This is a genomic window from Pseudomonas sp. GW822-FHT02G04, assembly GCF_058802085.1.
On sequence record NZ_JBXANU010000003.1, the window covers coordinates 254,048 to 265,861 of the forward strand.

The window sequence follows — 11,814 nt, forward strand, 5'->3', positions numbered from 1 at the left end:
AAAAAAAAGGGGAGCACATGCCCCCCCGAGGTTTAAAGCGGTATATCGAGGCTGTTAACTCAGCCTTCGATCTCGATCAGAATCTCGCCCGGGTTCACCCGGTCGCCCTTGGCGACGTGGATGGCGGTGACTTTACCGGCGATGGCCGACTGGACTTCGGTTTCCATCTTCATCGCCTCGGTGATCAGAACGGCCTGGCCGGCTTTCACTGTGTCGCCTTCCTTGACCAGCACATCGACGATGTTGCCCGGCATGGTGGTGCTGACATGGCCCGGTGCAGTAGCTTGCTTGCGCTTGCTGCTGCCGCCGACGAACTCGTTGAGCGGCTCGAACACCACTTCTTCCGGCATGCCGTCGATGGACAGGTAGAAGTGACGCTTGCCTTCGGACTTGACGCCCACACCGGTGATATCGACGCGGTAGGTCTCGCCGTGAACGTCGATGACGAACTCGGTCGGCACGCCTTCGCCGCCCACCGAAGCCACCTTTCCGGCTTCCGGAATCGGCAACAGCACTTCAGGTGTCAGGGTTCCAGCCGCACGCTCTTCGAGGAACTTGCGACCGATGTCCGGGAACATGGCGTAGGTCAGCACGTCTTCTTCAGACTTGGCCAGTGCTCCGATATCCGCGCGCAACTTGGCCATTTCCGGCTTGAGCAGGTCGGCCGGACGAACGTCGATAACCTCTTCGCTGCCGATGGCCTGGCGACGCAGTTGCTCGTTCACGGTGCCCGGCGCCTTGCCGTAGCCACCCTGCAGATAGAGCTTCACTTCGTTGGTGATGGTCTTGTAGCGCTCACCGGCCAGCACGTTGAAGAACGCCTGGGTGCCGACGATCTGCGAAGTCGGGGTCACCAGCGGCGGGAAGCCGAGGTCTTCACGCACACGCGGGATTTCCGCCAATACTTCGCTCATGCGGTTCAGGGCGCCCTGCTCTTTCAACTGGTTGGCCAGGTTGGAAATCATCCCGCCCGGCACCTGGTTGACTTGAACACGGGTGTCGACCGCCGTGAATTCGCTTTCAAACTGGTGGTACTTCTTGCGCACGGCGTAGAAGTACAGGCCGATCTCTTGCAGCAATTCCAGGTTCAGGCCGGTGTCGAACTCGCTGCCTTTAAGGGCGGCGACCATCGATTCGGTGCCCGGGTGGCTGGTGCCCCAGGCGAAGCTGGAGATCGCGGTGTCGATATGGTCGGCGCCGTTTTCGATCGCTTTGAGTTGGCACATTGCAGCCAGGCCAGCGGTGTCGTGGGAGTGGATGAACACCGGCAGCGATTGCTCGGCCTTCAGTGCCTTGACCAGTTCACCCGTGGCGTACGGGGTCAGCAGACCAGCCATGTCCTTGATCGCCACCGAGTCGCAACCCATGGCTTCCATCTGCTTGGCTTGCGCCACGAAAGCCTCGATGGTGTGCACCGGGCTGGTGGTGTAGGCGATGGTGCCCTGGGCGTGTTTGCCGGCAGCTTTCACCGCTTCGATGGCCACGCGCAGGTTACGCACGTCGTTCATGGCGTCGAAGATGCGGAACACGTCGATGCCGTTGACCGCGGCCTTGGCGACAAAGGCTTTGACCACATCGTCACTGTAATGGCGGTAGCCCAGCAGGTTCTGGCCACGCAGGAGCATTTGCAGGCGCGTGTTAGGCAACGCGGCGCGCAGTTGGCGCAGACGCTCCCACGGGTCTTCTTTCAGGAAGCGTACGCAGGCGTCGAAGGTCGCGCCGCCCCAGCACTCCAGCGACCAGTAGCCGACTTTGTCGAGCTTGTCGCAGATCGGCAGCATGTCTTCGGTGCGCATGCGGGTGGCGAGCAGCGATTGGTGGGCGTCGCGCAGGATTGTGTCAGTTACATGGATCTTCTTGGACATTGTCATATTCCTCACAGGCCTGCGTGGGCGGCGATGGCGGCGGCGATGGCCAGGGCCAGCTCTTCGGGTTTGCGCTTGATCGAGTAGTTGGTCAGTTCAGGGTGGCTTTCAACGAAGCTGGTGTTGAACTGGCCGCTACGGAATTCCGGGTTACGCAGGATTTCCTGGTAGTACGCGGCGGTGGTCTTGACCCCTTGCAGACGCATGTCGTCGAGGGCTCGCAAGCCACGGTCCATCGCCTCTTCCCAGGTCAGCGCCCAGACCACCAGTTTCAGGCACATCGAATCGTAGAACGGCGGAATGGTGTAGCCGGTATAGATCGCTGTGTCGGTGCGCACGCCGGGACCGCCGGGCGCGTAGTAACGGGTGATCTTGCCGAAGCTCGGGAGGAAGTTGTTTTTCGGGTCTTCGGCGTTGATCCGGAACTGCAGCGCGAAACCGCGGTGCTGGATGTCTTCCTGTTTCACCGAGAGCGGCAAACCGGAGGCGATGCGGATCTGCTCGCGAACGATGTCGATGCCGGTGATTTCTTCGGTGATGGTGTGTTCCACCTGCACCCGGGTGTTCATCTCCATGAAGTACACCTCGCCCTCGGCGAGCAGGAACTCCACGGTACCGGCGTTTTCGTAACCCACGGCCTTGGCTGCACGCACCGACAGGTCGCCGATGTAGGCGCGCTGTTCCGGGGTCAGTTGCGGGCTCGGAGCGATCTCGATCAGCTTCTGGTTGCGACGCTGGATCGAGCAGTCACGCTCGAACAGGTGCACCACGTTGCCGAAGCTGTCACCGAGGATCTGCGCTTCGATGTGTTTCGGGTTTACGATGCATTTTTCCAGGAACACTTCCGCCGAACCGAAAGCCTTGGTGGCTTCGGAGATCACTCGCGGAAAGGCTTGTTCGAGTTCTTCGCGACTGTTGCAACGACGAATACCGCGGCCGCCACCACCGGAGGTAGCCTTGAGCATCACCGGGTAACCGATGCGGTCGCCTTCAGTCAGGGCTTCCTCGATGCCCGACACGTTGCCTTCGGTGCCCGGTGTGACCGGCACGCCGGCCTTGATCATGCTGCGGCGCGCTTCGGTCTTGTCGCCCATGCGACGAATGACTTCCGCCGACGGGCCGATGAATTTGATTCCGCGTTCGGCGCAGATGTCCGCCAGCTCGGCATTTTCCGAAAGGAAGCCGTAGCCGGGGTGCAACGCATCGCAACCGGTTTCCACCGCCAGGTTCACCAGCTTGCGCGGGTTCAGGTAGCCGGCCAGTGGCTCGGCACCGATGCTGTGGGCCTCGTCCGCACGCTTCACATGCAAGGCATGACGGTCGGCGTCGGAATAGATCGCGACCGAGCGAATGCCCATCTCGGCGCAGGCACGCACGATTCGTACGGCAATCTCACCACGGTTGGCAATCAGGATCTTTTTTATCACTTGGAGGTTCCCTTGAGCCGGTGGCACCCACGACCCGATTAGACAGGTCGACGCGTGACCAAATGTTTCAATTCAGTCGCAGCTCCACACTAGCTCTCGCAAGGGATTAACAAAAATGAATAATAATTTGGTCACGCATAAGCAAAGACTTATAGTTGAGTCATCGGCCTTCGCTCAGGATTCATAGAAAATGCGTAAGTCATTGATGCGTATGACATTGCGTCAATTGCAGATCTTCAATGAGGTGTGCGACTTAAGGTCCTACAGCCGCGCTGCCGACGAAATGTCTCTCACACAACCTGCCGTGAGCCTACAGATTCGTCAACTCGAAGAGCTGATCGGCCAGCCCCTGTTCGATTATGTCGGCAAAAAACTCTACATGACCGAGGCGGCCGAAGCACTGCAGCGCGCCAGCCGGGACATTTTCGGGCACCTGGAAAACCTCGATATGCAGCTGTCGGACATGCAAGGCTCATTGCAGGGTCAGCTGAAACTGGCGGTGGAATCCAGCGCCAAGTATTTCGTGCCGCACCTGTTTGCCGCGTTCAAACGCCAGCATCCGGAAGTGAACCTGCACCTGACGGTGGTCAACCGTGGCCAGGTCATCCGGCGCCTGTCGGACAACCGTGACGATCTGGTGATCATGTCGATGGTCCCACAGGACATGGGGCTGGAATTCCTGCCATTCCTCAATAACCCGATTGTAGCCGTGGCGCCACCGGATCATCCGCTGTGCCACATGGGTCCGTTGCGCTTGCAGGATCTGGAGCCCTACACGCTACTGTTGCGCGAACCCGGTTCCGGCACGCGACTGGCCTGCGAGGAGTATTTCAAAGAGAAGCGCGTGCACTTCACCCAGACCCAGGAGGTCGCCTCGGCGGAAGCCCAGCGTGAATGTGTGCTGGCGGGTCTGGGCCTGGCGCTGTTGACGCGCCATGCCCTGAACCTTGAGTTGGCGACCGGTGGCCTGATTGAGCTGCCGGTCGAAGAGCTGCCGCTGCTGCGTAGTTGGTGCCTGGTGCAGGCGAAGGCCAAACGGCTATCGCCGGTAGCTCACGCGTTCCTTGCGTTTATTCGCAGCGAACGGGCGCAAATCAGCGCGCTGGTTGAGCGTTTCGACGGGAAGTTACCGGCGCTGCCTGCCAGTAGTTGAGTTCGAGGTCGTCGGGGAATTCGCCAATTTCGGCCAGAAGCTGGCGGCGTTCGCAGCGATCTTCGATGGCGCGGCGAAATTCCATGCGGCGCTGGTCTTCTTGCTGACGACGGGTTTTGACGGCGCTGTTGCGTTCTTCGTAGGGCTGGGCCATTTCGAGTCTCCCAAGGCGAGTACGGGAGTTTCAAGATAGGCGCGAGGGATGACGGTTTGGCGGCGGGAGGGTTACAGAACGATGAAACTCACAGGCTGACCGCGAACCTGTGGCGAGGGAGCTTGCTCCCGCTGGGTCGCAAAGCAGCCCTAAGATTTTGCGACTGCTGCGCAGCCGAGCGGGAGCAAGCTCCCTCGCCACAATTCCGGCCAGAATCAATCGTCCAGCGCTTTTACTGACTTGGGCGACAACCGCAAGCTGCGAAGGCTGCGCTTGACGCTTTTCAGGTGGTTGACCAGGCTCGGCCCACGAGCCATGGCCACGCCCATCGCCAACACATCGATCACTACCAGATGCGCAATACGCGACGTCAGCGGCGTGTAGATTTCAGTGTCTTCGTGCACATCGATCGCCAGGTTGACGGTCGACAGCTCGGCCAACGGTGTCTGGCTCGGGCACAGGGTGATCAACGAGGCGCCGCTTTCGCGCACCAGGTTAGCGGTGATCAACAGATCCTTTGAGCGACCGGACTGGGAAATGCAGATCGCCACGTCGGTCGGCTTCAAGGTCACCGCCGACATCGCCTGCATGTGCGGGTCAGAATACGCCGCCGCGGTCAGCAGCAAACGGAAGAACTTGTGCTGGGCATCCGCCGCTACCGCACCGGACGCGCCGAAGCCGTAGAACTCGACACGCTGGGCCTGGGACATCGCGGTCACGGCTTTCTGCAACGCTACCGGGTCAAGTTTCTCGCGAACTTCCATCAGGGTGTGCAGGGTAGTGTCGAAGATTTTCAGGCTGTAATCGGCAACCGAATCGTCTTCATGGATCGCGAATTGCCCGAAGCTCGCACCGGCCGCCAGACTCTGCGCCAGTTTCAGCTTCAGATCCTGGAACCCGGTGCAACCGATGGCGCGGCAAAAACGCACGATGGTCGGCTCGCTAATGCCCACGCTGTGGGCCAGGTCGGCCATGGAACTGTGCATCACCGCCGCAGGATCAAGCAGCACGTGGTCGGCGACCTTGAGCTCCGACTTGCGTAACAGGTGGCGTGACTGGGCGATGTGTTGCAGCAGATTCAAGGGGCTGGACTCTTTGTTATTGGCATTTGCCGGGGATGTAGCACGCTTGTAGTTATACTACATGAATCGGCTTTTTGCCTGCTCAATGCGTAACTCAATGTCCCCGTTTCACGCGACATATGCTCCATGTAGCACCTACGAGGTTTTTTCGTCTGCGCGTAAAAGCTCGGCCAGGTCCGCGGCCTCAACCGGACGGCTGATCCAATAACCCTGCACTTCATCGCAACGCTCGACCTTCAGAAACTCCAACTGCTCCGGCCGCTCGACCCCTTCAGCCACCACTTTCAACGACAGACCATGGGCCATGGCAATGATCGCCCGGGTGATCGCCGCATCTTCACTGCTCTCCCCCAGCCCCCGGATAAATGCCTGATCGATCTTCACGTAATCCACAGGGATGCGCTTGAGGTAACTCAGAGACGAATAACCGGTACCAAAATCGTCGATCGCCAGCTTCACCCCCAGATCGCGCAATTGCTGGAAGGTCGCGATGATGTGCTCGACGCTGTCCAGCAACTGGCTCTCGGTAAGTTCCAGTTCCAGGTAGTGCGGCGCCAGACCGGTTTCCTCCAGCACCTGGCGCACCAGGCTGACCAGTTTCCCCTGACGCAGTTGATGCACCGACAGATTGACCGACACCCGAATCGGCTCAAGTCCCTGACGCTGCCATTCGCAGGCTTGCCAGCAGGCCTGACGCAATACGAACTCGCCGATAGCGTTGATCAGTCCGGTTTCCTCGGCCAGACCAATGAAGTCCCCCGGCGGCACTCGACCCAGGGTTAGGTGATCCCAACGCACCAGCGCCTCGGCGGCCTTCAGCCGGCCGGTGGCGAGGCAGAGTTTCGGTTGATAAAACACCTTCAACTGCTTTTCTTCGATGGCTTTGCGCAATTGGTTCTCAAGCTGCAAACGCTCGAGCGTGCTGGCCTGCAGGCTGTCGGTGTAGAACTGGAAGTTGTTGCCGCCCAAGTGTTTGGCATGCTGCATGGCCATATTCGACTGGCTGACCAGCGCGGAAATCTCCCGCGCGGTGTCCGGCAACAGACTGATGCCCATGGACGCGCTCATCACCAGTTCATGCCCCTCGACGGTGATTGGCAAACGCAGCTTGGTCGACAATCGGGTCGCCACGCGCGCCAGGCTCGACAGGTTGCCGTAGGCATCGAACAGCACCGCAAATTCATCGCCGGACAACCGGGCGATGGTGTCCGCTTCCGGCAGCGCATTGACCAATCGCCGGGCCATTTTCTGTAACAGCTGATCGGCGATTTCGTGGCCGAGGCTGTCGTTGAGCAGCTTGAAACGATCCAGATTGATGTGCAGCAACGCCAGGCTGCGCCGACCGCCCTGGCGCACCCGCTGATGAGCCTCGCTCAGTCGTTCACGGAATAACGAACGGTTGGCCAGCCCCGTGAGCTCGTCGTAATGGGTCAGGTAACGCATACGCTCTTCGGATTCTCGCCGGGCGGACAGATCGGCGAAGAAGCCGACGATATGACTGACATTTCCCCGCATATCGCGCACGGCATTCAATTGCAGCCACTGCGGATACAACTCGCCATTCTTGCGGGTCTCGACCAATTCGCCCTGCCAACTACCGTGCTGCTCCAGCGCCTGACGAATCGCCGCGTAATGCCGACGGGCATCGCGGCTGCAGGGTAAATCGACCACATTGCGCCCGAGCATGTCGTCGATTTCATAGCCAGTTACCCGACTGAAGGCCTGATTGACGGCGATCAGCGCGTAATTCGGGTCGAAAATCACAATGCCTTCGCTGGCCGCCTCGAATACGGTCGCCGCCAGTTGGCGCTGTTCTTCCAGGTGCTTGCTGGCGCTGATATCGCGGCGGGTGCCGACCATGCGGATCACCCTGCCGTTTTCGCTACGCTCGACCGCTCGACCACGGTCCTCGATCCAGACCCAATGGCCATCCCCATGTCGCACCCGGTACTCGATCTGATAATCCTCGGTGCGGCCCTTCAAATGCTCGACCAGCGCCCGCTTCAGCGCTGGCAAGTCGTCGGGGTGCAGCCTCGGCTTGAGGTGGCGGAGCATCGCCGTCACGTATTCCGGCTCCAGCCCGAACAACTCCTGGAGCTGGGTGTGATGGACTTCGTCGGTCTGCAGGTTCCAGTCCCACAAACCGAGTTCGCTCGCCTTCAACGCCAGCGCCAGCCGCGCTTCGCTCTTGCTCAAGGCCTGGTTGGCCGCGTCAAGTTCCAGACTGCGTTGGGCGACCCGGTTTTCAAGGTCGACCTGGGTTTCGCGCAATTCGTCTTCGGCGCGACGACGCTGGTCGATTTCCTTGGCCAGTTCGTGATTGAGTTGCTCGCTGCGACTTTGCGCCTGCTGCAAGTGCTCGATCAGCGCCTGATTTTGAAAACGCCGCAACAAACCCTGATCGATCAGCCGATTGACCTGCCAGGCGACCACGCTCAACGAGCCCAGCAGAATCAGCCCGAACCAGCCCCAGCCCTGCTCCTGTTCATCGCCGCCCCAGAACAGATAGCCGATGGCCGGCAACAGACAGGGCAAGGTAAAGGATAGAAATGCTGGCAGGCTGACCGCATAAGCGACGCTGGCCGAGAGGGCTGCGGCGCCGATCAGGCCGAACACCCAGGCTTGCTGGATGAAATTGTCAGCGGGCACCAGTGCAATGCCAGCACCGGCCAGCGTCAAACCGGTCATCGCCGAACCGAGCAGAAACATGCGACGCCAGATCGGATGGGCCTGACGGTTGGGAATCGCCGAATCGAAGGCCGCGACCTGAATCACTCGCAACGCCACCAGCGACAACAACCAGATCAGCCAGACGCTGACCACGAAGTAACGCTGCGGGCTCCAGAGCAACCCGGCGCACACCAGACCGTTGATCAGCATGAACAGCGTCGGCAACAACGAGCCTTGGTACAGCAGACGCGTGCGTTCGACCGCCATCTCCATGGCGTATTGTTTACGGATAGCCCGCGGCTCCACAGAGGGGCCCGACAGGTCGGAACTGAGGGTCATAGGCAATGTTCTTGTTCTTATAGTGAGCATGTGAGCCCGAATTGTGAACGGAGCATACACAAGCAAATGCCCGGACCAAACTGCCCCAGGTCATAAAATAGACAAAAGTTTTAGTCGCCCGCATCCGGCACAAAAACATCCAGACGAGCCCCGCCCCTGCTCGCAGCCAGTGACCGACCGGTCGTCATCGGTGCTTCTTTCATCGGCTAATGCAAAGCTCGGTTTGCCCGGTGTGACGTCGCACCCTAGAATGCCCCGATGCGCGATGATCTCTCCCTTCTGCTGAACTCCCTCAACGATGCCCAACGCCAGGCCGTAGCTGCCTCCGTGGGTCGTCAGTTGGTCCTGGCCGGTGCTGGCTCCGGTAAAACCCGAGTGCTGGTGCACCGTATCGCCTGGTTGATCCAGGTCGAAAACGCCTCGCCCCACTCCATCCTGTCGGTGACCTTCACCAACAAGGCCGCTGCCGAGATGCGTCATCGCATCGAGCAGCTGATGGGTATCAACCCGGCCGGCATGTGGGTCGGCACCTTCCACGGCCTGGCGCACCGCTTATTGCGGGCGCACTGGCAAGAGGCGGGCCTGAGCCAGACCTTCCAGATTCTCGACAGCGACGACCAGCAACGGCTGGTCAAGCGGGTGATCCGCGAGCTGGGCCTGGACGAGCAACGCTGGCCAGCCCGACAGGCTCAGTGGTTCATCAACGGGCAGAAAGACGAAGGTCTGCGTCCACAACATATTCAAGCCAGCGGCGATCTGTTCCTGGCGACCATGCGCAACATTTATGAAGCCTACGAGGCTGCGTGCCTGCGCGCCGGCGTGATCGACTTCTCCGAACTGCTGCTGCGCGCCCTCGATCTGTGGCGCGATCACCCGGGCCTGCTCGCCCATTATCAGAAGCGCTTCCGGCACATTCTGGTGGACGAGTTCCAGGACACCAACGCCGTGCAGTACGCCTGGCTGCGTCTGCTGGCCAAGGGTGGCGACAGCCTGATGGTGGTCGGCGACGACGATCAGTCGATCTACGGCTGGCGCGGCGCGAAAATCGAGAACATCTATCAGTATTCCGACGATTTCCCGGATGCCGAGATCATTCGTCTGGAGCAGAACTACCGCTCCACCGCCGGGATCCTCAAGGCCGCCAACGCCCTGATCGCCAACAACACCGGGCGTATGGGCAAAGAGCTGTGGACCGATGGAGGCGAAGGCGAAGCAATCAATCTGTACGCCGCATTCAACGAACACGATGAAGCACGCTACGTGGTTGAAACCATTGAAAGCGCGCTGAAAACCGGCTTGGCTCGCAGTGATATCGCGATTTTGTACCGCTCCAACGCCCAATCGCGCGTTTTGGAAGAAGCCTTGCTGCGCGAGCGCATCCCGTACCGCATTTATGGCGGTCAGCGCTTCTTCGAACGGGCAGAAATCAAGAACGCCATGGCTTACCTGCGCTTGCTGGAAGGCCGTGGCAACGATGCGGCCCTGGAGCGGGTGATCAACGTTCCGGCCCGTGGCATCGGCGAAAAAACCGTCGAAGCGATTCGCGATCATGCGCGCCACAGTGATGTGTCGATGTGGGAAGCCATGCGTCAGCTGGTGGCCAACAAGGGCCTGACCGGTCGCGCTGCCGGCGCCCTTGGAGCGTTTATGGAGCTGATCGAGAACCTCGCCGCCAAGTGCATGGAAATGCCGCTGCACCTGATGACCCAGACCGTCATCGAGCAGTCGGGGCTGATCGCCTACCACCAGGCGGAAAAAGGCGAGAAAGGCCAGGCCCGGGTAGAAAACCTTGAGGAACTGGTCAGCGCCGCGCGCAACTTCGAAAACCCGGAAGAGGACGAAGAGCAGTCGCCACTGGCGGCGTTCCTCGGCCACGCCTCGCTGGAGGCCGGGGACACCCAGGCCGACGAGCACGAGGACAGCATTCAGTTGATGACCCTGCACAGCGCCAAGGGTCTGGAATTCCCTTACGTGTTCCTGGTGGGCATGGAAGAAGGCCTGTTTCCGCACAAGATGAGCCTGGAAGAACCTGGTCGCCTTGAAGAAGAGCGTCGTCTGGCCTACGTCGGTATCACCCGGGCAATGCAGAATCTGGTGCTGACGTATGCGGAAACCCGACGCTTGTACGGCAGCGAGACCTACAACAAGGTGTCGCGCTTCGTCCGTGAAGTGCCGAAAGGCCTGATCCAGGAAGTGCGGCTGTCCAACAGCGTCAGCCGTCCGTTCGGTGGTGGCCAGCAGCAGAGTTCCAGCAGCCTGTTCGGCGGCAGCGAGATCCCGGACACCGGGTTCAGCCTCGGCCAGACTGTGCGGCATTCGGTGTTCGGTGACGGTGTGATCCTGAATTTCGAAGGCGCCGGTGCTCAGGCGCGGGTGCAGGTGAACTTCAGCGAAGGCAGCAAGTGGCTGATGCTCGGTTACGCCAAGCTGGAAGCGATCTAAACCTGCCAGTGATTTAATGTGGGGGCGAGTCTGCTCGCTCCCACAATGTTCTGTGTTTCAGGTTGATCTTATAAAAGGCGCGAATACATGGGCTCGGGTTTCTTTTCTTCCTGGACATTCTGGGCCCTGATGTCGGCGGCGTTTGCCGCCATGACCGCGATCTTCGCCAAAATCGGCATCGAAAACGTTAACTCGGACTTCGCCACGCTGCTGCGCACGGTGGTGGTTTTGGTCAGCCTGGCCTTGATTTTGTACGCTACGGGCCAATATCAGTCATTAGGATCGATCTCGGCCAGGAGCTACCTGTTCCTGCTGCTGTCGGGACTGGCCACTGGTGCCTCGTGGATCTGCTACTTCCGCGCGCTGAAACTGGGACCGGCCTCGTTGGTCGCTCCGGTGGACAAGCTCAGCGTGGTGCTGGTGGCAGTGCTCGGCGTAATTCTGCTGGGCGAAAAACTCGACCTGCGCCAATGGGGCGGAATCGGCCTGATTACGGCCGGTGTGGTCATGCTGGCGCTGCGGCGCTAGGCATCCTTCCTACAGAAGCTGTCCACTCGTCCTACAGACTAACGCTAACAGGCCTTATTGCGCTGACTGAAGCTGAACACAACCTGTCAGGCAAAAGCCCGAAACACTCTGCCGCTAGCCAGTAACACTTCAGCTGTGCAACATGGCGCGCGTG

At 60.1% G+C, this 11,814-nt stretch carries 8 protein-coding genes; 3 read left to right on the top strand and 5 right to left on the bottom strand.

What is annotated here, in order from left to right; translation table 11 throughout:
* Positions 1 to 59: 59 nt before the first annotated feature.
* Entirely contained in the window at positions 60 to 1,865 is a 1,806-nt protein-coding gene (gene oadA / locus AC1RO5_RS05955) for a sodium-extruding oxaloacetate decarboxylase subunit alpha (protein ID WP_493173545.1), read from the bottom strand.
* A gap of 11 nt (positions 1,866 to 1,876) precedes the next feature.
* The gene (locus tag AC1RO5_RS05960) at positions 1,877 to 3,292 is read right to left on the bottom strand and encodes an acetyl-CoA carboxylase biotin carboxylase subunit (RefSeq protein WP_007896523.1); all 1,416 of its coding nucleotides are present in this window, start codon (positions 3,290 to 3,292) and stop codon (positions 1,877 to 1,879) included.
* A gap of 190 nt (positions 3,293 to 3,482) precedes the next feature.
* Between AC1RO5_RS05960 and AC1RO5_RS05965 the strand changes: the two genes are divergently transcribed.
* Positions 3,483 to 4,445: a LysR family transcriptional regulator gene (locus AC1RO5_RS05965; protein WP_493173547.1), complete on the top strand. Its 963-nt coding sequence runs from the start codon at positions 3,483 to 3,485 to the stop codon at positions 4,443 to 4,445.
* Here the strand turns inward: AC1RO5_RS05965 and AC1RO5_RS05970 are convergent.
* The 3 genes from AC1RO5_RS05970 to AC1RO5_RS05980 all read right to left on the bottom strand — a co-directional run bounded on the left by AC1RO5_RS05970 (position 4,387) and on the right by AC1RO5_RS05980 (position 8,690).
* Positions 4,387 to 4,599, bottom strand: a complete 213-nt coding sequence (locus AC1RO5_RS05970; RefSeq protein ID WP_026346042.1) for a PA3496 family putative envelope integrity protein — start codon at positions 4,597 to 4,599, stop codon at positions 4,387 to 4,389. The two genes, AC1RO5_RS05965 and AC1RO5_RS05970, sit on opposite strands and share 59 nt — an antisense overlap.
* Before the next feature lie 215 nt (positions 4,600 to 4,814).
* Entirely contained in the window at positions 4,815 to 5,681 is an 867-nt protein-coding gene (gene hexR / locus AC1RO5_RS05975; RefSeq protein WP_493173549.1) for a transcriptional regulator HexR, read from the bottom strand.
* A 135-nt stretch (positions 5,682 to 5,816) separates the two neighbouring features.
* Positions 5,817 to 8,690, bottom strand: a complete 2,874-nt coding sequence (locus tag AC1RO5_RS05980; RefSeq protein ID WP_493173551.1) for an EAL domain-containing protein — start codon at positions 8,688 to 8,690, stop codon at positions 5,817 to 5,819.
* 258 nt (positions 8,691 to 8,948) lie between these two features.
* On the opposite strand from AC1RO5_RS05980, the gene uvrD reads away from it, so the two are divergent.
* Positions 8,949 to 11,132: a DNA helicase II gene (gene uvrD / locus AC1RO5_RS05985; protein WP_493173553.1), complete on the top strand. Its 2,184-nt coding sequence runs from the start codon at positions 8,949 to 8,951 to the stop codon at positions 11,130 to 11,132.
* 87 nt (positions 11,133 to 11,219) lie between these two features.
* Positions 11,220 to 11,660, top strand: a complete 441-nt coding sequence (locus AC1RO5_RS05990) for an EamA family transporter (RefSeq protein ID WP_007934436.1) — start codon at positions 11,220 to 11,222, stop codon at positions 11,658 to 11,660.
* The last annotated feature ends 154 nt before the right edge of the window (positions 11,661 to 11,814 follow it).

Coding starts and splice junctions, on each gene's coding strand:
- oadA (WP_493173545.1), bottom strand. CDS start 1,865: ATGTCCAAGAAGATCCATGTAACTGACACAATCCTGCGCGACGCCCAC.
- AC1RO5_RS05965 (WP_493173547.1), top strand. CDS start 3,483: ATGCGTAAGTCATTGATGCGTATGACATTGCGTCAATTGCAGATCTTC.
- AC1RO5_RS05970 (WP_026346042.1), bottom strand. CDS start 4,599: ATGGCCCAGCCCTACGAAGAACGCAACAGCGCCGTCAAAACCCGTCGT.
- AC1RO5_RS05980 (WP_493173551.1), bottom strand. CDS start 8,690: ATGACCCTCAGTTCCGACCTGTCGGGCCCCTCTGTGGAGCCGCGGGCT.
- uvrD (WP_493173553.1), top strand. CDS start 8,949: ATGCGCGATGATCTCTCCCTTCTGCTGAACTCCCTCAACGATGCCCAA.
- AC1RO5_RS05990 (WP_007934436.1), top strand. CDS start 11,220: ATGGGCTCGGGTTTCTTTTCTTCCTGGACATTCTGGGCCCTGATGTCG.